Annotated in this window: 24 protein-coding genes and 1 tRNA gene; 15 read left to right on the top strand and 10 right to left on the bottom strand. The window is 33.1% G+C overall.

Annotation, left to right across the window (positions count from 1 at the left end; translation table 11 throughout):
• Nucleotides 1–17 precede the first annotated feature (17 nt).
• On the bottom strand, nt 18–587 hold the full coding sequence (locus DK508_RS14760; protein WP_109301561.1) for a hypothetical protein: 570 nt from the start codon (nt 585–587) through the stop codon (nt 18–20).
• Nucleotides 588–692: 105 nt separating this feature from the next.
• On the opposite strand from DK508_RS14760, the gene DK508_RS14755 reads away from it, so the two are divergent.
• The 13 genes from DK508_RS14755 (at nt 693) to DK508_RS14695 (ending at nt 9,387) form a co-directional block, all read left to right on the top strand.
• Nucleotides 693–1,280, top strand: a complete 588-nt coding sequence (locus tag DK508_RS14755) for an RNA polymerase sigma factor (protein WP_109301560.1) — start codon at nt 693–695, stop codon at nt 1,278–1,280.
• Complete coding sequence (locus DK508_RS14750; RefSeq protein WP_109301559.1) at nt 1,277–2,017, top strand: hypothetical protein; 741 nt, start codon at nt 1,277–1,279, stop codon at nt 2,015–2,017. The genes DK508_RS14755 and DK508_RS14750 overlap by 4 nt, the downstream gene beginning before the upstream one ends.
• A 128-nt stretch (nt 2,018–2,145) precedes the next feature.
• Nucleotides 2,146–2,433 (top strand): hypothetical protein, encoded by a 288-nt coding sequence (locus tag DK508_RS14745; protein ID WP_109301558.1) that lies wholly within the window; start codon nt 2,146–2,148, stop codon nt 2,431–2,433.
• A gap of 66 nt (nt 2,434–2,499) precedes the next feature.
• Nucleotides 2,500–3,288 (top strand): TatD family hydrolase, encoded by a 789-nt coding sequence (locus DK508_RS14740; RefSeq protein ID WP_109301557.1) that lies wholly within the window; start codon nt 2,500–2,502, stop codon nt 3,286–3,288.
• Between the two features lie 39 nt (nt 3,289–3,327).
• Nucleotides 3,328–4,362, top strand: coding sequence for an asparaginase (locus DK508_RS14735; protein ID WP_109301556.1), 1,035 nt, complete (start codon nt 3,328–3,330; stop codon nt 4,360–4,362).
• A 67-nt stretch (nt 4,363–4,429) separates the two neighbouring features.
• Nucleotides 4,430–4,517 (top strand) — tRNA-Ser (locus DK508_RS14730).
• Between the two features lie 82 nt (nt 4,518–4,599).
• Nucleotides 4,600–5,403, top strand: a complete 804-nt coding sequence (locus DK508_RS14725; protein WP_109301555.1) for a MotA/TolQ/ExbB proton channel family protein — start codon at nt 4,600–4,602, stop codon at nt 5,401–5,403.
• 129 nt (nt 5,404–5,532) lie between these two features.
• On the top strand, nt 5,533–6,006 hold the full coding sequence (locus DK508_RS14720; RefSeq protein ID WP_160114726.1) for a hypothetical protein: 474 nt from the start codon (nt 5,533–5,535) through the stop codon (nt 6,004–6,006).
• A gap of 2 nt (nt 6,007–6,008) precedes the next feature.
• Nucleotides 6,009–6,617 (top strand): biopolymer transporter ExbD, encoded by a 609-nt coding sequence (locus DK508_RS14715; protein WP_109301553.1) that lies wholly within the window; start codon nt 6,009–6,011, stop codon nt 6,615–6,617.
• 22 nt (nt 6,618–6,639) lie between these two features.
• Nucleotides 6,640–7,116 (top strand): biopolymer transporter ExbD, encoded by a 477-nt coding sequence (locus tag DK508_RS14710; protein ID WP_109301552.1) that lies wholly within the window; start codon nt 6,640–6,642, stop codon nt 7,114–7,116.
• Between the two features lie 316 nt (nt 7,117–7,432).
• Nucleotides 7,433–8,041, top strand: a complete 609-nt coding sequence (locus DK508_RS14705; protein WP_109301551.1) for a biopolymer transporter ExbD — start codon at nt 7,433–7,435, stop codon at nt 8,039–8,041.
• 27 nt (nt 8,042–8,068) lie between these two features.
• Nucleotides 8,069–8,545, top strand: a complete 477-nt coding sequence (locus DK508_RS14700) for a biopolymer transporter ExbD (RefSeq protein ID WP_109301550.1) — start codon at nt 8,069–8,071, stop codon at nt 8,543–8,545.
• 134 nt (nt 8,546–8,679) lie between these two features.
• On the top strand, nt 8,680–9,387 hold the full coding sequence (locus tag DK508_RS14695) for a porin family protein (RefSeq protein ID WP_109301549.1): 708 nt from the start codon (nt 8,680–8,682) through the stop codon (nt 9,385–9,387).
• Here DK508_RS14695 and DK508_RS14690 read toward each other — a convergent pair.
• The 5 genes from DK508_RS14690 to DK508_RS14670 all read right to left on the bottom strand — a co-directional run bounded on the left by DK508_RS14690 (nt 9,382) and on the right by DK508_RS14670 (nt 14,489).
• Nucleotides 9,382–9,987, bottom strand: a complete 606-nt coding sequence (locus DK508_RS14690; protein ID WP_109301548.1) for a hypothetical protein — start codon at nt 9,985–9,987, stop codon at nt 9,382–9,384. The two genes, DK508_RS14695 and DK508_RS14690, sit on opposite strands and share 6 nt — an antisense overlap.
• The gene (gene rpoN, locus DK508_RS14685; RefSeq protein WP_109301547.1) at nt 9,987–11,447 is read right to left on the bottom strand and encodes an RNA polymerase factor sigma-54; all 1,461 of its coding nucleotides are present in this window, start codon (nt 11,445–11,447) and stop codon (nt 9,987–9,989) included. The genes DK508_RS14690 and rpoN overlap by 1 nt, the downstream gene beginning before the upstream one ends.
• A gap of 220 nt (nt 11,448–11,667) precedes the next feature.
• Entirely contained in the window at nt 11,668–12,309 is a 642-nt protein-coding gene (locus DK508_RS14680; RefSeq protein WP_109301546.1) for a response regulator transcription factor, read from the bottom strand.
• Nucleotides 12,310–12,351: 42 nt separating this feature from the next.
• Complete coding sequence (locus DK508_RS14675; RefSeq protein ID WP_109301545.1) at nt 12,352–13,146, bottom strand: sensor histidine kinase; 795 nt, start codon at nt 13,144–13,146, stop codon at nt 12,352–12,354.
• Nucleotides 13,147–13,787: 641 nt separating this feature from the next.
• Nucleotides 13,788–14,489, bottom strand: a complete 702-nt coding sequence (locus tag DK508_RS14670) for a hypothetical protein (RefSeq protein WP_109301544.1) — start codon at nt 14,487–14,489, stop codon at nt 13,788–13,790.
• A gap of 616 nt (nt 14,490–15,105) precedes the next feature.
• Between DK508_RS14670 and DK508_RS14665 the strand changes: the two genes are divergently transcribed.
• Both DK508_RS14665 and DK508_RS14660 read left to right on the top strand, forming a co-directional pair.
• Nucleotides 15,106–15,915, top strand: a complete 810-nt coding sequence (locus DK508_RS14665; RefSeq protein WP_109301543.1) for a carbohydrate-binding protein — start codon at nt 15,106–15,108, stop codon at nt 15,913–15,915.
• A 30-nt stretch (nt 15,916–15,945) separates the two neighbouring features.
• Nucleotides 15,946–16,788, top strand: coding sequence for a carbohydrate-binding protein (locus DK508_RS14660; RefSeq protein ID WP_109301542.1), 843 nt, complete (start codon nt 15,946–15,948; stop codon nt 16,786–16,788).
• A gap of 61 nt (nt 16,789–16,849) precedes the next feature.
• On the opposite strand, the gene DK508_RS14655 is transcribed toward DK508_RS14660, so the two are convergent.
• From DK508_RS14655 to DK508_RS14640, 4 genes are all read right to left on the bottom strand, one after another.
• A complete protein-coding gene (locus DK508_RS14655) occupies nt 16,850–17,326 on the bottom strand; it encodes a GNAT family N-acetyltransferase (RefSeq protein ID WP_109301541.1) in 477 nt (158 codons plus the stop codon).
• Nucleotides 17,323–17,799, bottom strand: a complete 477-nt coding sequence (locus DK508_RS14650; RefSeq protein WP_109301540.1) for a MarR family winged helix-turn-helix transcriptional regulator — start codon at nt 17,797–17,799, stop codon at nt 17,323–17,325. The genes DK508_RS14655 and DK508_RS14650 overlap by 4 nt, the downstream gene beginning before the upstream one ends.
• A 143-nt stretch (nt 17,800–17,942) precedes the next feature.
• On the bottom strand, nt 17,943–18,557 hold the full coding sequence (locus DK508_RS14645; RefSeq protein WP_109301539.1) for a hypothetical protein: 615 nt from the start codon (nt 18,555–18,557) through the stop codon (nt 17,943–17,945).
• 25 nt (nt 18,558–18,582) lie between these two features.
• On the bottom strand, nt 18,583–23,505 hold the full coding sequence (locus DK508_RS14640) for a DNA repair ATPase (protein ID WP_109301538.1): 4,923 nt from the start codon (nt 23,503–23,505) through the stop codon (nt 18,583–18,585).
• Nucleotides 23,506–23,562 lie beyond the last annotated feature (57 nt).

Here is a 23,562-nt window from a genome sequence, read left to right as displayed (position 1 = left end):
TGAGCTTTGAGGTGTTTTTAGTCTTTGATTGTGAATTTATTTGCAATCTCTTGATAAGACATCTTTGAGTGATTTACCGATGAGGTAGCCGATTCACCTCCAGGTATGATTACATATCGATATTGTTGTATGAAGTCGTTATTACCAATAACCTCCGAAGAGTTTATTCTGATTTCTATTTTTCCTGTAGAGACTATAAATAAATATGATAACCTGCTAGAACCAACACCTACTGTTAATGGTAATTGATAAACTCGAACACCATTAGTAGTGTCAAAAGTTCTTCCGTAGACCAAAATGGTTCCAGAATTAAGAATGTTAGTATTGATTTCTGGAGCGTCAAATTCGAATGCAACATTTATGTTGGTTATGTTATCACCAAATTCGGTGTCTATCCATTCAGAATAGATAACATTTGCTGTGCCTGTTTCTCCTGGTAAACCTTGTTCACCTTGTAACCCTTCGGGACCGATTTCTCCATCTTCCCCTTCGCATGAAGTAATAAGTATAGATAGTATAAGGATGATAATCAATCTTGTTGAAGATATCATTAATGCTGTTTTTTTGATGATTGTTGCCGTTTTCATGATGTTATAATTTTTGTTGTTAACACTTTCAGATCAACAGCTATAGTTTTTTGTTACCCTCTATCCTGAAACTTTTTTTAAATTAGATGCGTTAACCGGATATCAATGGGAAATATCAAAGTACATCCTGATCAGAAATATATTAATGCCCTCTTACAGAATGATACTGTGATTTTGGCCGAGATTTATGAGAAATTCGCTCCCAAAGTAATAGGATATGTGAAAAAAAATAGCGGGAATGAATCCAGGGCTCAGGATATAATTCAAGAAACTTTAATTACCATTTATAAACAGGCAAAAGAAAAAGGATTAGAACTTACTTGTCCTTTTGATGCATATTTTTTTCTATTGTGCAAGCGTAAATGGATTAACGAATTAAAAAAATCTACTAATAAGGAGGTAACAATTAATGAAGGTGTTGTATCTATAGATGACGAGAGTGCTCGCTTTGCAGAAGAAACTGAGCTTTTCAATGCAAAACACGAACTATTTAATGAAATGTTTGATCAATTGGGCAAGGCATGTAAAGAATTATTAAAAGCTACTTTTAGGATAAAATCTATGGAAGAAGTGGCGCAAAAATTGGGACAGTCTTATGGTTATGTTCGAAAAAAGAAATCTTTGTGTATTGGTCAATTAACACAACTAGTTCAAAACGCTCCTAAGTTTAACCAACTAAAGAATTTGTTATGACCCCAGAAGAAAAATATGAGTTGTTCGAAAAATATTGTAATCATGAGCTTTCTAGTGAGGAGAGATTGATGTTGGATAGAATAATCAAAGAGGATGAAGCTGTTGAAAAAGAGTTAAAGCTATATCAAGAATTGCATGTTCATTTGGATGTAGGTTTTACAGGTGAAGAAGAAAAAAATGAATTAGAGAATACTCTTAAGAAAATAGGTGATTCATATTTTAGTAATAAATCTATAAAACAAGAATCGAAAATTATAAAAATGCCAGTTTGGTTGTATGCAGTGGCTGCTAGTATTGCTATTGTTTTTGGGGTGTACTTTTTTAATCAAGGAGATCCGGCGTATAGTGATTATGCAAACATTCCCGAATTGGCTATTGCCCAGCGAAGTAGTGCGCAAGAAGAGGTTAAAAAGGCCGAAAATGCTTTTAATGCCAAAAAATATGCTGAAGCAGAAAAATATCTTTCGGTATTGATATCTCAAGACGTGAATAATATAGAGTATCAATTTTATTACGGAATTTCACTATTAGAACAAGATAAGTATAAGAAGACTACCAAGGTTTTTCAAAAAATATCACAAGGAAATTCAATTTATAATCACAAAGCCATTTGGTTTGAAGCGCTTAATCAGTTAAAGCAAGGAAAACATGGTGAATGTTCAGAATTGTTAAAAACTATTCCCGAAAGCGCAGAAGACTATGAGATTGCTCAAGAATTATTGAAAAAACTAGATTAGTGTACTGTTAATACGATCCCAGAAGTGTTAATTAACACTGTTTTTAGCATAAAAAATCTTAAAATAATGTAATTTATAAGGTGTCATCCCTACTAATTTTTCCAGATAATAAATTAATACGTAAGGTTATGGATACTATAGATAAAATACAACATATCAAAAAAGAACAAATTCAATTTTTGCATTTTCCGCATCAAGAAGTACTAAATAACAAAAAGAAAAAGAAAGATCGATACAGAAAACTTAGAAGAGCTTTAAGTTTAGGAAACCTAGAGCATGTAAAAGTAAAAATTCTTTTTGCAGATGATGAAGGGGCAAAAGAGGTAGAGACAACAGTATGGGGGATAACCGAAAAATCTGTGATCCTTAAACAATCTACCGTTATTCCTTTAGAACGAATTATTGCGATACAGTAATGAATGCCTAAATTTTATACTGGAAAAGTATAAATAATGCGCGCAAAATTTAATTACTTTTGCGGCATGATACTTACCGATACACATACACATATTTATAGCGAGTCTTTTGATGAAGATCAGGACCAAATGATGCAACGTGCCATAGAAATTGGTGTAACTCGTTTTTTTGTACCCAGTATTGATTCTACTTATACTAATGCGATGTATAATATTGAGTCTAAATACCCAGAGAATGTTTTTTTGATGATGGGTTTGCATCCAACACACGTAAAAGAAAACTATAAGGATGAGCTTAAGCATGTTGGAGATGAATTAGAAAAGCGCCTTAATGGTGATTTAAGTAAAACATTTTATGCAGTAGGCGAAATTGGTATTGATCTGTATTGGGATAAAACCTTTTTATTAGAACAAAAAGAAGCTTTTAGATATCAAATACAATTGGCAAAAAAATACAAATTGCCAATAGTTATTCATTGCAGAGAATCTTTCGAAGAAGTTTTTGAAGTACTCGAGTCTGAAAAAGGGGAAGATTTGTTCGGTATTTTTCATTGTTTTACGGGCACGATAGAAGACGCACATCGAGCTATTGGTTATAATATGAAATTAGGAATAGGAGGAGTGGTTACCTTTAAGAATGGTAAAATCGATAGATTTTTGGATCAAATCTCTTTACATCACATTGTTTTAGAAACCGATGCGCCTTACTTGGCACCTACACCTTATAGAGGTAAAAGGAACGAGAGTTCGTATTTAATGAACATTCTGGAAAAATTATCCGAGGTGTATCAAAAACCAATAGAAGAAATTGCTGCAATTACTACACAAAACTCTAAAGATGTTTTCGGGGTTTAAAATAAATAAATTGTGATTTAAATTTTGTTCATTTGTCCTATGAACAACATATCAAACATACTTCTGATTTATACCGGTGGTACCATAGGTATGATCAAAAATTTTGAAACAGGAGCTTTGGTAGCTTTTGATTTTGATAAACTGCTATTAAAGATTCCAGAATTAAAGCTTCTGGATTGTACAATAGATACAATTAGTTTTAAGGAACCCATTGATTCTTCAGACATGAATGTGGATCGATGGATAGAACTGGGGCATATTATTAATGATCATTACGAAAATTATGATGGTTTTGTGGTTTTGCACGGTAGCGATACCATGTCGTATACTGCATCAGCGGTTAGTTTTATGTTTGAAAACCTTACCAAACCTATTATTTTTACAGGTTCTCAATTGCCAATTGGTGACCTTAGAACCGACGCCAAAGAAAACTTGATAACGGCAGTTCAAATAGCCGCACTAAGACAAAAAGGGAAACCAGTTATATCCGAGGTAGGTCTCTATTTTGAATATAAATTGCTTCGAGCTAATAGAACGACAAAGATAAATGCAGAGCATTTTGAGGCATTTCAATCACTTAATTATCCATCATTAGTAGAATCTGGAGTGCACCTTAAGGTTAATACGACTTTTTTACGACCTGTGAATCGACGAAAAAAAATGGTTTTTCATACCCATTTTGATAATAATATAGTAGTCATTAAAATGTTTCCTGGTATAAATGAGAGTATATTAAAAGGTATTTCTGCTTTGCCCGACATAAAAGGTGTTGTTTTAGAAACTTATGGATCAGGTAATACAACTACAAAAAAATGGTTTACAGAGATGTTAACTGCTCTTATTAAGAAGGGGGTTCCGATAGTAAATGTTACTCAGTGTGCTGGTGGAAGTGTCGAAATGGGGAAATATGACACCAGTGTAGCCTTAAAAAAAGCGGGTGTAATTTCTGGAAAAGATATTACTACCGAAGCCGCTATCGCCAAGTTAATGTATTTATTAGGAGAAAATTTACCTCTTAAAGTGCTTAAAACCATATATGAAACCTCTTTGCGGGGCGAAATGTCAGAAAATTAACGCCTCAAATTTTATTGGTTAACATTTTTTTTGTTATTTGCCCATCCCATTTTTTGGGGGAAAACCAAGAGAGGTGGCCGAGTGGTCGAAGGCGCACGCCTGGAAAGTGTGTATACGTCAAAAGCGTATCGAGGGTTCGAATCCCTTCCTCTCTGCATTATTATTAAAATTTTAATAGATTTTGTAATATTTTTATATCTTTAACCCTTTAACTAATTAAAATTAAGAATCAGCGCAATGAAAAGATTATTTTCTATTCTGGCAATCACAGCGGTAATGGCTTTTGGAAACTTACAAGCGGCTACTGCACCTGCCCAGTTATTAACGGCTAATGTGCAATTATTAATTGCTCCTATAACAACGACAACAGTTCAAGATGATGTAGCATCCGATACTGCAGATGATTTAACATTTCATCAAAACCTTAAAAAACGTTTTATTGAAGGTGGACCTGAATTTATGGGTATCGTACTTTTATGTTTGATACTAGGTCTTGCGATTGCAATTGAAAGAATTATCTTTTTGAATCTTTCTACTACAAACACCAAAAAATTACAACAAAATGTTGAAGACGCTTTAAATAGTGGTGGTGTTGAAGCAGCGAAAGAAGTTTGTAGAAATACAAAAGGACCTGTAGCTTCTATCTATTATCAAGGACTTGATAGAGCAGACGAAAGCATTGATGCTGCCGAGAAAGCTGTTGTGGCTTACGGTGGTGTACAGATGGGTCAATTAGAGAAAAACGTATCTTGGGTATCATTATTTATCGCTCTTGCTCCTATGCTTGGGTTTATGGGTACGGTAATTGGTATGATCCAGGCATTTGATAAGATTGAAGCAGCTGGAGATATGCAGCCTTCACTTGTAGCAGGTGGTATTAAAGTAGCACTTCTTACAACAGTATTTGGACTTATTGTAGCGATTATTCTTCAGATTTTTTATAACTACATCGTAGCTAAAATCGATAGAATCGTTAATGATATGGAAGATGCATCGATTACTTTAATCGATATGTTGGTAGCTTACAAGAACAAGAAGTAATTTAAAGATTGGGTTAAAGATTTTTATATCTTAATACTCATTACCTTACTTAGTGTTTTTAAAATATAAAGTGGGTATTCTTGTTATTTAATCAGAGTGCGGTAAGCATTCCAAATAAAAAATAGACAAATGAAAATTTCTAAAATATTATCATATGTTGTACTAGGATTAGGTGTCTTAGGAGTGATCCTTTGGTATGTTATGAGTAGTTCAATTAGTAATTTGATGGATCAAAATGGAGTTTCGGAGGCGAGAGAGCTTGATTTCGATATTGCTGGTTCAGCTGTTACACCATTGTATAGTCTTACGTTGATCATTTTTGTTATTACTATAATAGCAACTTTAATAAGTGTATTTTCAACATTAGCAAAAAACCCTTCTGGTCTTAAAAATACGGCTATAGGAATTGTTGCTTTCATCATTATTGTGGGAATTGGTTTTGCCATGGCAAATGGAGTTGAAACTCCTTTGAAAGATGGAGGTATGCTTTCTGAAAGTGGATCTAAATGGGTAGGAACCGGATTATATGCATTTTATTTCCTTGCTGCAATTGCAGTAGGTTTGATGTTTTTCTCTGGTATTAAAAAATTAATAGGTAAATAATTATGGCAAGAAGATCAGCACCAGAAGTAAATGCAGGATCTATGGCAGATATTGCATTCTTGCTTCTTATATTCTTCCTGGTTACTACTACTATTGAAACAGATAGTGGTATTAGCCGTAAGCTTCCTCCTCCTCAGGAAGATGAAGTAGAACCACCAATTCTGAAACAGAAAAATATTTTTGTTGTAGAATTAAACAAAAATAATGACCTCTTGGTAGAAGAAGCTCCTATGGAGTTAGGAGATCTTCGTGAAGCTGCTGTTAAGTTTTTGGATAATGGTGGTGGTAAAGGCGAAGATGCCTGTAACCACTGTCAGGGAGAAAAAGATCCTTCATCATCTGATAATCCAACTAAGGCCGTAATTTCTTTACGTAATAATAGAGAAACTAATTATGAGACATATATTGCCGTTCAGAATGAACTGGTGGCAGCATATACTCAATTACGTAATAGAGAAGCACAGCGACAATTTGGAAAGTCTTTTGAACAAATGGAGAAAGAGCTTAAGGATGTGAATTACACAGGTAATAAAGAAAGCTTAAAAGAAGATATCAAGAAGATTCAGTTCTTATTCCCAGAAAAACTTTCTGAGGCAGAACCGAAGAAATAAGTAATAACAAAAATAGAATAATATGTCTAAGTTTAATAAGAAAAAAAGTGGTGAATTGCCAGCGATTTCTACAGCTTCATTGCCAGATATTGTATTTATGTTATTGTTTTTCTTTATGGTGGCAACGGTAATGCGTCAAAATACTTTGATGATTGAAAACAGACTACCAGTTGCAGATCAAATTGAAAAGTTGGATAAGAAAGACTTGGTAATGTATATTTATGCAGGAAAACCTAGTTCTAGATATAGTGCAAGTGCAGGAAATCAACCAAGAATTCAGCTTAATGATAAGTTTGCAGACGTAAGCGAAATCAAAGCTTTTATCTTGGCAGAACGCGCTTCTAAACGAGAAGAATTGATACCTTTCTTAACCACTGCGTTAAAAGTAGATGGAAATACCAATATGGGTCTTGTAGGAGATATCAAAAAAGAGTTACGAGAAGTACAAGCGTTGAAAATTAATTATACTACCCGTACAGGAAGTGCATTAGACAACTAGAGTTTGGAGTAAGTATACTCGAAAATAATCTAATAATATATAGAATCCCGCTGTTAAAGGCGGGATTTTTTTATGTCTATTCTTTTTCTTTAACCAGTACATCTAGTAGTCGGTAAATATTGTAATAATGGCATAACAATTGTGAGTTATTGATCATAACTGTGATCTATCTCATCAACCATCAATAGCTAACCCGCCAAAGCATGATATTGAATACTAGATAAAGTTATAATACATTTTGCGATATCATTCATGTCATTTATAGGTACAGTTTGTTGATTCTGTAAGTAATTATTAACTAAATATATGTACTATTATGGCAAGAAGATCAGCACCAGAAGTAAATGCGGGATCCATGGCGGACATTGCATTTTTATTACTCATCTTTTTTTTGGTAACCACTACAATCGAAACCGATAGTGGAATTAGTCGCAAGCTTCCCGCTTTGGAAAAGGATAATCCAATACCCCCAGTACTTCGAGAAAGGAACATTTTTGTAGTAGAGTTAAACAAGAATAATGAATTATTGGTTGAAGAAGCTCCAATGGAATTGAAAAATCTTCGTCAAGCCGCTATCAAATTTTTGGATAATGGTGGAGGTGAGGGTAAAGATGCTTGCAATTATTGCCAAGGGAACAAGGACTCTTCATTATCCGATAATCCAACTATAGCAGTGATCTCTTTGCGTAACAATAGAGAGACTAACTATGCTAGCTATATAGCGGTTCAAAATGAATTGGTAGCGGCATATACAACTCTTCGTAATAGAGAGGCGCAAAGTGATTATGGAAGATCTTTTGAGCAAATGAAGGAAGACCTTAAAGATCCTAACTATACAGGGGATAAAGAGAGTTTAAGGGAAGACATTAAGAAGATACAGTTTAAGTTCCCAGAGAAACTCTCTGAAGCTGAACCAAAGAAATAAATATTCATCTTTAAACAAATAATTTATATGTCTAAGTTTAATAATAAGAAAAGTGGTGAATTACCGGCTATTTCTACAGCCTCATTACCAGATATTGTATTTATGTTGTTATTTTTCTTTATGGTAGCTACGGTAATGCGTCAAAATACGTTGATGATCGAAAATAAATTACCTGTAGCCGATCAAATTGAAAAGTTGGATAAGAAGGACCTGGTTATGTATATTTATGCTGGAAAACCTAGTTCTAGATATCGTGCAAGCGCAGGAAATCAATCAAGAATTCAACTTAATGACAAGTTTGCAGATGTAAGCGAGATCAAAGCTTTTAGATTAGCAGAACGGGCTTCCAAACGAGAAGAATTAATTCCTTTTTTAACTACTGCTTTAAAAGTAGATGGAGATACCAATATGGGCCTTGTTGGTGATATCAAAAAAGAATTGCGCGAAGTACAAGCCTTAAAGATTAATTACACCACCCGCACAGGAAGTGCAATGGATAATTAAGTTATAAAGGAAAGACAATATGGTCTAGTATGTGTACAAAATCCCACTGCGCAGTGGGATTTTTTTATGAATTAGTCTTGTTTTTATAAAGTTTATGTAATTTTTAAAGAAATAAATTTACTTTAGTAATTCGTATGAAAAAGATACTGCTAATCGTTTATTGTGGTTTGACCTTTTGTATAGGTTTAGGTCAGGAATCTAAATCTGATACAGTTAAGGAGAAAACTTTAGATTCTCTCTATAGAGAGGATCAGTTTTATATAGGTATCACGTATAATTTAATTCTTAATAGACCGACAGATGTTAGCCAATCTGGTTTTTCGGGAGGATTACATTTTGGATTCGTAAGAGATATGCCTATTAATAAAAGGCGAAATGTAGCGTTTGGTTTGGGGTTAGGGTATTCTGTGAATGTATATAATAATAATTTACTAGTGGGTGAGGAAGGAGACGCAGGGCCAACCGTGTTTGGTAACCTTAGAGGAGTAGATTTTAAAACTAATAGGTTTACTACGCATTTGTTTGAAGCTCCAATAGAGTTTAGATGGCGTACATCCGAGCCCGATTCTCATAAATTCTATAGAATATATACAGGATTAAGATTAGGGTATTTATATTATTTCAAATCTAATTTTAAAGGAATTGATAGTGATATAACACGTACAAAAATAGATGAATTAAATCGATTAAGATTTGGGGCGACTTTCACTTTTGGGTGGAATACATTTAACTTCCATTTTTATTATAGTCTAAATAGCTTGTTTGATAGCGATGCTGTAATAGGAACAGAAAAAGTTGGTATTAATACGGCCAAGGTAGGATTGGTGTTTTATCTATTATAGCCAAAAATTCACTAAAGTTAATTGCGGAATAACTCCAATCAAAAAACCTAAGACTAGTTCAAGATTAGTATGAGCTTTGCAATGCAATCTAGAAGAAGCTACTAACCCATTCGCGATCATGAGTCCGGCAATAAGTAATGTAAGATTCATTCCAAAATGGATACTTAATGCTACGGTAAACATAGTAACCCCACTAATTCCGATCATATGTATACTCGCCTTGATATTGAATAATACCATAAAAATCGAACTGAGCATAGAAAAAAGTATTCCTAAAAAGAAAAAATACAGTTCGGGATATCGATAGACGTCGATAACCATTTTTATAACGATAATTAATAACATTGACTGTAAAAGCAAAGGTATTTTACGTTGTTTTACATCGTCTAAATGAATAGAATTAATAGTGCCCAAGCTTTTAAGAAAGAAAAATAGTACTATCGGGATGAAAATGGTTAATACCATTATACCAAAGAGTTTGGTTTTTATAATATCATCTGGGATAAACCTTGGAGCAGCAATAAAATAGATAATGGCACCAAAAAGTGGCATTAATAAAGGGTGTAAAATGTAAGAAAAGCTTTTTAAAAAAAAATTCATCAAATTTTCTTTCGTAACCGCGCAACAGGAATATCTAATTGTTCTCTATACTTGGCTACAGTTCTTCTGGCAATAGGATATCCTTTTTCTTTAAGAATTTTGGCAAGTTTTTCGTCTGTTAACGGTTTTTTCTTGTCCTCTTCGCCAATAGTTATTTCTAATATCTTCTTTATTTCTCTAGTAGAAACCTCTTCTCCTTGATCATTGGTCATTGATTCTGAGAAGAATTCTTTTATGAGTTTTGTCCCATAAGGAGTGTCTACATATTTACTGTTTGCTACTCGAGAAACCGTGCTAACGTCCATATCAATCTCATCAGCAATGTCTTTTAAGATCATTGGTTTAAGATTACGTTCGTCGCCACTTAAGAAATAACTTTTTTGGTAGTGCATTATTGCACTCATGGTAATAAAAAGTGTTTGCTGTCTTTGTTTAACCGCCTCAATAAACCATTTTGCAGCATCCAATTTTTGCTTAATAAACATGACAGCATCCTTTTGAGATCTAGATTTTTCTTTACTAGCTTTGTATCCCTGCAGCATATTATTATACTCTCTAGAAACATGTAACTCTGGTGCATTACGGCCATTAAGTGTGAGCTCAAGTTCTCCATCTACAATTCTAATAGTAAAATCAGGAACAACATGTTCTATCATTCGATTGTTTCCTGCATATGCACCACCCGGTTTAGGGTTTAAATGTTCTATTTCTTCAATAGCTTCTTTAAGTTGCTCTTCGGTAACATCAAATTTAGCCAACAGTTTATCATAATGTTTTTTGCTAAAATGATCAAAGGCTTTTTTTAATATCTCGGATGCTAGTTTTATAGGAATGGTAGTTTCTTTTCTATCCAATTGAATCCATAAACACTCCTGTAAATTACGTGCTCCAACACCTGCAGGATCTAATTGGTGAACAATCTTAAGAATATTCTCTATTTTATCTTCGGTTGTATATACATTTTGAGTAAATGCGAGGTCATCCAAAACATCAGATAATAATCTCCTGATATAACCACTTTCATCTACACTACCTACCAAAAACTCGGCTATTTGTCGCTCTTCTTCGTCTAATCGGTAGGTGTTTAATTGATTGATAAGGTGCTGACGAAATGAAGTTCCTGATGCATAAGGCACACTTTTCTCTTCATCATCAGCGCTGTAGTTATTTGAGCTTAACCTGTAACTTGGGACCTCATCATCGCTTAGGTACTCGTCAACGTTGATATCAGTTTCAATTTTTTCGTTACCAAAGTCATCATCACTAGAGCTTTCGTTGCTAAAGCTGTCTTCAAAATCATCTGCTTTCTCTTTGCCACTATCCAAAGCAGGATTTTCTTCCATCTCTTGTTTTAGTCGTTGCTCAAAAGCTTGCGTAGGAAGTTGAATCAACTTCATTAACTGAATCTGTTGCGGAGAAAGTTTCTGGGAAAGTTTAAAATTTAGTTGTTGCTTTAGCATAAAAAATATCAATGTTCTTCTACTCACAAAAATAAACAAAAACACTGTTTTTATGGAAGTATCGGATGGTTAGTTTATTTAAAAATGCAGTAAAATCATAACAACGGACAAATTGTTATGATTTTCTTTCCTGGATTTGATCAATAAACGGGCCAAAATTGATTTTAATATGCGAAAAAAAGTTTTTTCGAATTAAATAATGTAATCAAAAAGAAGGGGATTACGGTACGAATATTTTGTTTTTAATGGCATATATTACTAAACCTGTTCTGTTTTTCAGGTTTAGTTTTTCAAAAATAGAGTCTCTATACCCTTCAATTGTTTTTGGGCTTAAAAACATATCCCCGGCAATTTCTTTATATGTCTTTTCTGTACAGGCGTGTTTTATAAATTCTAATTCTCGATCTTTTAATACGACTGCATTATCTTCTTTAGGGTTTAGAGAACCTAATAATAGGTTTGTAACATCTTTTGTGTGATAGAAACCGGTTTCCTGTACTTGGATAAGCGCATTTTCTAAAATACTTTTCTCAGTGTCTTTCAGTAAATATCCTTTGGCTCCTGCTCTTAACATTTTAAGAATTGTGTTTTCATCTTCTTCAACGGATAGGGCTAACACTTTAACCTGGGGATATTCATCTTTGAGTGCGGCGGTAGTTTCTATCCCATTCATAATGGGCATGTTGATGTCCATAAGAACAACATCGGGTATGTTTTTTGGATCTTTAAAACGAGTTAGTAATTCCTTTCCATTTTTGCAGATATATAATATTTTGAATTTATCGAATCCATTAACAAGCCCTGATAATGCCTGAGATAACAGGATATGATCCTCTACGATTACTACTGAATATTTCATGATACTCCCTTTCTTTCTATTTGTGTGTGTTTACTGCTTGCATAATTAGTCAATTTCATTGTCTAATACAGTTAAACTTTTCTTATTATAATAATAGGTTAGCGTGATTGATGTGCCTACACCTTCTTTAGAGTCTAAGGTTACAGCAGCATCAATTAATTTACCCCTATTTTGTATGTTGCACAGACCTATACCTTGCTTGGTGTTAGAATCTTTAATGTCAAAACCTACCCCGTTGTCCTTGGCGTAGATTATTAATTTCTCTTGCTCATAACGTACAGTAACGTCAAGGTTAGAAGCTTTAGAATGCTTGATGGTATTGGTGAAAAACTCCTGTAATATTCTAAAGATTATGATTTCTACTTTGTCATCCAGTTCTTCAATTTCATCATTACTGGTTATGGTCGCTTTTATAAATTGCAAACGATTAAATCGTTCAATTTCTAGGGTGATAGCTTCTGTAAGACTTAGGCTTTTGATTGCGTCGGGATTAATAAGTTTTGATAAAGACCTAAGTTCTGTTAAGCTTTTGGTTATAGTATCTGTTACTTCTTGTAATTTATCAGGATCATCTTGGGCAATATTGACCTGTATTTTGGCCAGTGTTAATAACTGACCAATATTATCATGCAGTTCCCAACTAATGTTACGCAAGGTTTCCTCCCGGATTTCAATTTGGGTCTCTGCGATAGCAGTTTCAAATTTTTTCTCGGCTTCTTTTTGTTGTAATAATAGACCATTCTTCCTTTTTTGAAAAATAGAGAAAAGAGTAATTAAAAATATAATAATTACTACTAAAATAATACTTGCAATTAATATTGCTGCTTGCTGTCGCTCCATATAAAGCCAATGATAAAGCAAAGATTCATGATAATGGTCAAAATGCAAAGAACTAAAAATTCTATTGAGACATCAGTTAATTGTTTAGCATAAGTTCGTACGATTTTATAAGGAATATTGCCGCAATAATATATTAATACACCTGTGCTAATCCAAAAAAGCAAATTCTTTTTAACATTTAAAACTTTTTCTGAATTTAAAATATCTATATAATAAAATACGATACTGGTGACTAAAAAACAAGAGCCAAGAATATATGGCGCTCTAGAGTATTCTATGAGATAATTTTCGAAAAAAGCATTAATCAAGAAGGAGAAAGTATAAATATATATAAAAATTAATATTAATCTTTTGTGAAGCTTTTTAGAAACATAATTCCTAAAAAGAAACATTAAGTAATTAAATACAATTATGTAATAAACGTTATACAAAATAGCTACTTCATATTTGTTATTTTTTAGAATAAACCCTAGCAAATCATTTATTGCAATATACCATAACACTATTAGAAAATATTTTAAAAAAGTGTTTTTATACTTGTAAAAATAAAACGATCCAATTATCGCTATAATAACCTGAAATATTATTATAAATGTCCTTAGATCTGATAAAAAGCTCATTCTATTATTGTTGTGTGAATTTTAATTTGGAGGATATCCGCCAACTTCGTTTGCAATAGTACTTTGGTGTTCTTGTGCTGTCGTTAAGAATGAAAAGAAATTTGCCGTATTTACTTTTGGATGTACTTTCTCGTTTAATGTTCCCAGGTCACCGCTACCTAGCTCGTCTAGGATATCTTCAAGAAAAACTACTTCAGGTTTTCCGTCATTATTTCTGTCAAAAAAAGTATATCCTCTATGCACATCACCACCGCCCAATAATGTTGTAGGCGCTATAAAAAAGGTATTTCTTCTTGGATCGGGGATTGGTTTTCCATCGGGAAAAGCAGGAGCATCTGGATAATTACCTAAATATAAACGGTATCCAGTAACAGCAATAGAATCTGGAGTTATATCTTTAATATACGCGATATATTGATTTAAGAACGTATCACTTAAATGAAATGATCTGGATGGTACAAATTTTGGATCAGGCTTTCTGTCTGATGGGCATATGCTATCTAATACACCATCTCTGCCTCCTTCAAAAGTTTTAATAATACAGGAACGGTTTACAGTATATGTTCTATACAATTGAACGGCGTCTTTAAAAGAAATAATTTCTTCTGGTTGTGTAGGCTCTGTTGGAATAACAGGCCCTGGTCCTCTAGTACAAAAATAAGTTATCAAAGCGGCTATAATGGCCACGATAGGATATCCGATAAGGTTAGTCTTGTTTCTCATTTTTATGGTTGTTAAGATATTTGTGATTTCTAAAAATACTATTATTCTATTATTATAAAAAGATAATGCTAATTTTTGTTAAAATTGACATAGGGTAAATCGTTGGAAACTAACTTATATAGGGGTTTTTGTTGGGTTTTATATAAGGGTAGTGTTAGTACAAATAAGGGGGTAAATCCCCCTATTGAAAAAAGTGCTTTAACTCTTTGCAATGAATTTGTATATACAAGTATAATACACTTATATGAACGAAAAAAATATTAATAGTTTTCATAAAACGGTTAAGAAAAGCTTTTCGTAAGCTGTTATTGAGCAAAATGAGCTCTATAATTTTCGCAATATTGTTTCTATAATTTTCGTGCTCTCAAAACATATTCAGACAAACGGACCATTAAATTTAAAGAACTGATAAATCCAATTTTTCAAGTTTAATTTTCGATTAAAATGTCCGGTTTCCGAAAACGTTATCTGCAAAATAAATGTTAAAAAAATACATACGGATTTCCTTATTTTATGCTCTAGCCTACATTGAAGATGACATCAGAATAATCACTAAACTTTTCGAAAAGAATTAAAACCAAAATTAAAACCAACAACCATTCTAACAGAAATTATCATGAGAAAAATTTATTTAGTAGTAGTAATGCTGGCATTGTACTCTTGCGGTACAGATGGAGAAGCGTTAAGTATTGAAAACAAATCTATTGAACTAGCCGCAAAAAATAGTTCGGAGAATGTAAAGTTATTAAAAGCTTGGACCTCTAATAGTAGTAGTCCAGTGAGACAAAAATATGTAAGACGTTTTGCTGTTAAGGTGAAAAATATAGCATTTCAGAAAGAAGTATCAATTCATCATTTAAGATATGATGGGACTTGGGTAGATATTCCATTAGCGTTTCAACAAAGTGTTGATAATAACGAAGAAATATGGGTAGGAGAAGTAATACCCGAAAGTGAAATCTATAACGATGAATTTGTGGTAAAATATGTCGTAAATGACCAAACCTATTGGGATAATAATAATGGTATTAATTATAGCATGCTCGTAAATATTGGAGCGTATCTAGCACCAGAAGTTATACTTTCTTTAGACAGTTTTTATACAAGATTTTACAGGAACTACTTTAATATTAATGTGGATGCACGAAGAAATTACGGAGCTCCGGGAGCTGTTGAAGTGGTGTATACTACAGATGGATGGGCAACTACTACAAGAAAAACTCTAAGCTATCAACGATATTTTAGAGTTGGATATGCTCACTATATACAAAGCCCAAATCAATTTGATATCGATAAATGGGAAACTTCTGTACAAGTAGATTCAGAAGTAAATACTATTGAATATGCGGTGGTTTATACTACAAATGGTCAAGAATACTGGGATAATAACTACGGAGAAAATTACACCATAACTAAACAAAATTAATCAACAACTAATATCTTAAAAACCTAAACAATGAAAAAGTACGTATTTCTATTAGTAAGCCTTATTCTATTTTCTTGTACAACTCAAGATGATAATATATCAAACATTGAGAGTAGCAATCAAATAGTATCAAAAACTACAAGTCAAGTTAGTTTAGTCAAGGCTTGGACTGCTTATGGTAATTATAGGGGATTCACAGCATATTCTAAGAAGTTTACTGTTAGAGTCGCTAATTTGAATGTCGATAAAACTGTAAGTATATTTCAAAAAAAAATTGATGGTAGTTGGGGAGAGATACCATTAACATATCAGTTTAATATTGATGATCAAAATGAAATCTGGGCCGGAGAGGTCAATAATGAAGGGTTTGGTATATCCCAAATCTATGATGATGAATTCGTAGTTAAATATGAAGTTAATGGTAACACGTATTGGGATAATAACAATGCTGCGAATTATGCAATGTCAATACAAGATGGATACTTTTTTGCACAACCTGATCTTAATGTAAGTGTAGATACTGATTTTTCGAGTATTTCGTATGTACCTTTCTATGATCAAAATTCGATTAATATTACTGTAGATGTAAGAAATCTTGCACCACAAAAAGAGGTGGGTGTGATATATACCACGGATGGATGGAAAACCCAAGATTATTTTTCGTTGAGTTATAGATCTTTTTGGAATAATGGACCATTATTTTTGGTGCAGAGTCCAAATGATTTTGGAGTCGAGCGTTGGTCCGGTAATGTGCGTGTTGATAAAACTGCAAATACGATAGAGTATGCTGTGGTGTATAAAGTGAATGGCCAAGAATACTGGGATAATAACTATGATAAAAATTATACAATTACCAGACGATTTTATAATTAGTTAAAAGGATAGTTTAACTATAATGTCCGCTCTATGCTTTATACAGGAGCGGACAATTTTTTTAGAGTACAAGTTCCATTTTAATATTACTACGCTTATAGAGCGGATCTTTCTCCATTGCGATTTCTTTAAAACCATATTTACTATAGATGTAAATTGCATTTTCTAGAATTCTATTCGAATAGAGAATAACTTTACTCCAGCCTTGGTTTTTTGAAAAATCAACACAAAATTGCATTAATTGCTGACCGATTTTTTGTCCTTGAAATTTTGGAGAAACGGCCATTTTTCCTAGCTCATAAACACCATCTTCTCGTTTTATTAAAGAAAATGTACCCGCGATGGCATTTCCTACTTTAGCAAAGAAAATATAACCTCCTTTTTTGATAATAGTTTCTTCGCATTGTTCTAATAATTCAACATCTAGTGGTTCTACCACAAAGTATTTTTCTAACCATTCTACATTAAGATTAGCAAAATCTTTTGCATATTTTGGATCGAATGGTATTATAGTTACGTGATCTAAAGTTTTGGTCATAATTTTTCTAGTATCCTGTTACTTAATGATTTTTCTTTAAACTGATGTTCTATATGGGTGAGATGACGGGTTAAACCTGTTGAGTTTCCCTCGGTTAACCATTTTACTTGTTCATCTATTACTTTCCATATAGGGATCATATTTTGATGCAATTCTTTACCTCGTCGAGTGAGTTTAAAGAGCTTTTTTCTTTTATCTGTCTTGTCAATTGTATTAACTACTAATTTTTTGTCGGTTAGTTTTTTTAAGGATTGCGTGATTGCTGGTTGTGTAAACTGCAAGCCTTCTTGTATCATTGTTGTAGTCGCAACCTCATGGTCAATTATGAATTTGAAAACAGGAAAAAGATAGGGGTCAAAATCAATGTGGCAAGCGTTATAAATGAGTTGAGTTTCTCTCATGAGATATTCGCTTAATCTTTTTAATCGAGATCCTAAACCAAGTTCACCATATATTTGTAATGTATCTTGCATAAGTATTTATATAAGTGCTTATGTAAAAATACCAAATTATTTCGAATATTTCAAGAAAACATCAACAGTATTGTGAATGAACTGTTTAATTAGCCAGTTATTGTTGATTTGTAAACAATGATTAAACGCTAGTTCGATATTTCTTATGTTTTAAACATTTCATGAGCTAGGATAGGGCACTGTTTAGTATCTAGCTTTTGAGTAGTGTTAAAACCATTTTCGCCACTAATCGTTAATAGCCAATAATCATCAAAAACAGATTTATAACAAATTTCTATGGTTATTTTACTTCTCTTGTCATACATCCATTTCGCTAACTCAGGATCGTTTTTAAATTGAACCCAATAAAAATTTTCATTAGCCGATAGTACCGAATTGTATATGGATGAATTAGACATACTGTTACTGATAGAGTCAGGAAGCTGAGTTTTTGAAAGAAGATCGCTCCAGTTTTGGGTGTGTTCACCATTGTATGAAACTTTTACACCTTCAATAATAGCCGGACCCGTACCTTTATTATGAACTTTAATCCTTAAAGATTCTAATTTTTGATCTAACCAGTTGATATCAGTATCGACTGATAATCTTGGCCAGGAATTTGCTTTGGTTTGCTCTAGTAAAATTTCAGTCTGTTTACTCATAATATTGGCCTGCTTTATGTATACAAAAAGTGCAGAAAAGCTGGCGATAAGAACTCCGATAGCTATAATTAAATTTGGATCAATTTTCTTTTTAATTTTGGATAAGATCTTGTGCATTGTTTTAATAAATAAGTGTAGTAAATTACTGATTAAGTCCTTTTTTTAGTACTTCTTGGATACCTGCTAGGTGATCACTAAACTGCATCATCTGCGCTAATACCTGGGCCATTTCATTTTTATCACCAAAACCTTTTAGTTTATTGTTTTTTACAAAAGTTTCTTTTATGATCTCCCAACGATTTACCTCTGCTTTAGAAATTGTTTGCGTCATTTCTTTATACTTTAATAGATTGGCTTCGGCTGCACTGGTTAATGTTTGTGATTCGTTTTCATAATGTGATAGGAGTAGGGTTTGTAGTTCTGTTTCGTTCATGATTGGAACTACTTTGGCTACCAGTTTACTCATATCACGGTAGGATCCTTGTAACTTAAACGAAGGCTCGATTCGATAAGCGTCTTCCATGGCCGCAGATTTGATATATGTTTCATTTACCTTGAGTACTGTATTACGAATAGTCACCACTTTTTCTAATACGGCCAGGTAATCTTGTATTTCTTGTTTGGTATGATTTCCAGTAAGCTCAATACCTTCTTGAGATCCAGTTTCAATGATTTCGATTAACTTATAAATGTCCTCAAAATATTTACTACTCAATTGATGCAAGACAGGATTGGATGTCATTGAATTCTCTATCAAACTAAGTTTAAATAAATCTGCCGTATCTCCAATGATATCTCCCAGATTGTAGATGTCTGCTCGATTGGCTAGCATATCAGGAATCTGAAATTTATCACCACTTTCTGTGTATGGATTCCCAGCCATGATCACGCAAAAACGTTTACTACGTAAATCATAGGTTTTTGGATTACCGTTATACACTCCTTCAATTTTTCTGGTACCATCTGCAAGTGAGATAAATTTTTGCAAAAATTCTGGATTACAATGTTGTATGTCATCTAAGTACAGCATCACGTTGTTACCCATTTCAAAAGCAAGATTTAGCTTTTTTAATTCTTCACGTGCTGCGGCATTATTTGCAGCCATAGGATCAACAGATGTTACTTCGTGGCCAATTGCAGGGCCATTGATTTTCATGAAAACCAATCCTAATCGATTGGCCATATACTCCATTAAAGTAGTTTTACCATAACCTGGCGGAGAAATTAATAACAACATACCCATTCGATCAGTACGTTTATTTTCTCCAATACTACCTAGTTGTTTTGAAAGGTTATCTCCGAATAGTGGTAAATAAACTTGGTCAATCAATTTATTCCTTACGAAAGAAGAAAGTACTTTAGGTTCAAATTCGTTAAGTTTAAGATCATCCTTTAGTGTTTCGGTTACTTTATGTTTTGCTTCTCGATACGCATGAAAAGCAGGAACTTCTGTCTCGCTAAATTGCTCTAGTTTTGAAATAAAACTATGGTAATTAAAGGCATAATTACCTTCGTTAATACTTTTATGACTTCCTTTTAAATCTTTAATAATTAGAGAAGGACTTACATGAATCACTTCTGAGGTCGATACGTTTTTAAACAATAAAACACTTACTACTTCGTGTGTGTATGCAATCTGATCTGGATGATATGTTTTTATATACGAAGAGACCCATTGCAAAGCAAGGTTGATCTGGCTTTTAAGATTTTGATTTGGCAACCCTTTTTGGTCAAGTTGAAGAGTTTTTTTAAATTTTACATATACCTTTTTCTTTTTTAATTCGGTAACAAAGGTTTCGTACAACTCATTCGCGGTTTGGCTAATACAAAAAGTATGATCACTTTGTAATTCGGCAAATAAATAATTACCGATTGCCTTGTTGTAATGTGTTTTAAAAAGAGCTGTTGTATCAGAAAAAGCGATAATTTCTTTTTCCAAATTATGAAGTACTTTTTGATATTCGGTACTATCCGGGAACACAGATAGTACTTCTCCTGATGCTTTTATAGTATCATTCCAGGAGGTCTGTTTCTCCTCAGAAAGTCCGTGCCAGAAATACTGAGCAAAAGCTCTGGTGTAAGGAGAAAACCGCAATAACCCTAGATCATGATCTTTGGTGATTAATGTTTTGAGAATTTTGGTTGCATCTATATCATGCACACCTTTAATATATCCCTCGGCATAATTTTTACTACTTTCTGATTTAACTAATTCAAGAAGTTCTTTTTGGGTCAAGGTTACCAAATCTTGTTTTGGCAATATCGCTGTGGTATCCGAGTTGTTGTTGCCAATTTGAGATTGGTTAAATATTTTATATGCTAAGTATGCCGATCTATATATTTCTTGGTTTTCAGAGATTAGTTCCTGATCCCAATATTTTTCAGATTTCAGTAGTGTTTCATTATTAATCTCCTGATAAAAATCAGTACCAGTAAGATGATATGCCAAGGTACCATCTTTATATACTATGGTTAAGTCAAGAGGTTGTTTGTTTACTCCAAATTTATGTTTCCCTAATTTGATGATGTTTTCTCCATCTTCGTATAGATCTTGTTTGTCTTTTAGTTTTCGGGTGGCGTCTTCCTTAGCAATCTTTATAGCGGTCTCTATAGATTCAGCTTTTCCTGCATCATCAAGATCTTGTAATTGCACTACAATATCACGCAGTTTATTGATCATTAAATCTGAAGCGAAATAACCATTAATGTCGATTACTGTCTTAAAACTTAATGCTTTTTTTGTAACCCCTTTCAGAATTCTTTTTGCAGCGTTTTCTAGAGCAACCGTTTTCTTATTTCTGGTTTCGATCAAACTATTTTTACGTGCTTCAAAAGCATTATATACTTCTTCACGTTTTTCGATGATCAACGTAATAAATTCTTCAAAATCGGCAAATCTTCCTTCTAAATCTTCAAGTTGTACAGAAACTTTATTTAGTAACTCATCAGTTTTTTCTGGTGTATTGGCGATATCTAGATAATTAATGATGCTTTGATCTACTAGTTTTAGTTGAGCATTAAACTCTGCTGTAGCTTCTTTACTGCCTAGGGATTTTATCTTGTTTTTGATCCCTGATTTGAGTTGGTTTATAGTAGCAAAAATCAAAGATATATTATCAATAATCTTGGTAGATTGCGAGGTGTCTTCGATTTGTAAATTTGATACGATATCGATCAACATCTCTAGATCGAGTGCTATTTGATTTACTTCTTCTTCAAGTTTTTTGGCTTCAATTACTTTTTTGATTTTGTCTAAGTCTCCTTGCTTTTCTTCAACTCGGGTATGATAGGGGAGAAGTGCTTTATCATCCAATAAAAATTGAACGCAGCGTTGCGAAATTTTATCTGTTTGTGCGGCAATTTCAATTTCAAGCTTTTCAATAAAAGATTTATCTACATATCGTATATCATTAAGCCCAATTACTTCACCTCTAAGCGTTCTTAGTTGAGATAACACTGATACAAAATCATCAATAGATTTGAAAGAACTACTTTTGATTTTGCCAAAAATAACTTCGGCTTTATCTTGAGTTTCTTTAGTTATGTTAGAAGCTGTTCGTCTAAGTTGAACCACTTTTTCGAACTCATCAATCGCTGCGTTAGCTGCACCATTAATTTCTTCTAAAGGGATATCTAATCTGCATGTGTCGTCTTCTCTAATCCAATAATAGCTGTCGATAGTATCGTTGGATAATTTGGCAATATCATCATATAAACCATCATAACTATCCTCTTTGTTGATTAAAGTGATTAGCGCGTGGCATTCTGCCATTGCTTTTACAATGTCCTTGTTACCGATTTTATAGATGAGCGTCTCTGTATGTTCAGAGGGCATGGTATTACCTTTCATAAAAGGTGTTTGCCAAATCTGGATTACATGATGTTTGGTTTGCTCATCTTCGGTTTTGAAATAACATAACTCACCGTTTTGAAGAATAGTAAAACCGTTACAAACAATTGGTGTTTTCACTTCTTGTTCTATAACATTATACGACATCAAAGTGTATAGGCCTTTTGCACTTTCATAGAAAACATATAGGAAATCTTCACCATTAGGTGAGATGATTTTATCTTGAAATTTAACATCAGATACCTCGTTGGTGAATAGTTTAAATTCTCCTGATTGTAGATAATATCCATTTGGGTATATGATCCCTTGATTGTCGGGAAGGAGTACGCAAGCATCTTTTATGCAATCTATTTTTTTGACCTCTTGCATTTTGTGATTGTATACAAAATAGCGAGAAGATTCCTGAAATGGTTTAATCTCTAAAGCGATTAAATTTCCAATATCGGCAAATCTGTATTGTCCATCATCCAGGGTTTGATCTACGAGCTCTACAGGTTCATCTAAAATACCTTTTCCTTCGTCGGTATTATCTTCTATTTTGATAGTTAAATCACCTCCAATAGTCTCTACAAACACTTTGTCTAGAATAGAAATGTGAGGATGCGTGCCATATCGGTGCATATCACGTGTAACTTCAATCCAATTGAACTCATGTTGTTTTGGAAACTTAAACTCATGTTCACTACGATTATCTACATAAGTTAACGTGTCCTCATTAATTAACCATTTAAAAGTTTTAATGTCTGAAGTGCTTTCGCTAAGTTGAAATACCATGTGTAGATAATTTCCAACAATGGCGAACTTAGAAAATATAGTATTACGATAGTATTTATATAGATTTGTGAAATCATCTATAAAGATGGCATCGTTGATTAAATCTAGAGGTTTAATTGCAAAATGATCATTGGTGTAGGTATAAATACTAAATACATCATCAAGAGTAATTTCGGTGCGAAGACCAAAATGTACATTGTATCCAAAAAGACAATATTCTCCAATCGTTACAATATCCCTAGCAATACAATTATTCTCGGTATTGATGCGATTATTTGCAATGAGTTTGGTTTCGACGCTCCCAAAAACTTCTTTTCGCGCATCATTTAGTTGAGTTAAACGATTTTGTAACTCTCCTTTTTGTTTTTGCAAACGTTTTTGGATGATCTCATAGGTGCCCCCGTCTAGTTGAATATTGTCGTTAGTGTTTTCTTCTTGCATAGTTATGAATCGAATTTTTCACTCGTTTTTATATGGACTATGATAAGTTTTTGTAAT

Source organism: Aquimarina sp. AU474 (assembly GCF_900312815.1).
Taxonomy (GTDB): Bacteria; Bacteroidota; Bacteroidia; order Flavobacteriales; family Flavobacteriaceae; genus Aquimarina.
The sequence above is the reverse complement of the archived record's forward strand: the minus strand, read 5'-3'. Positions and strand labels throughout refer to the sequence as shown.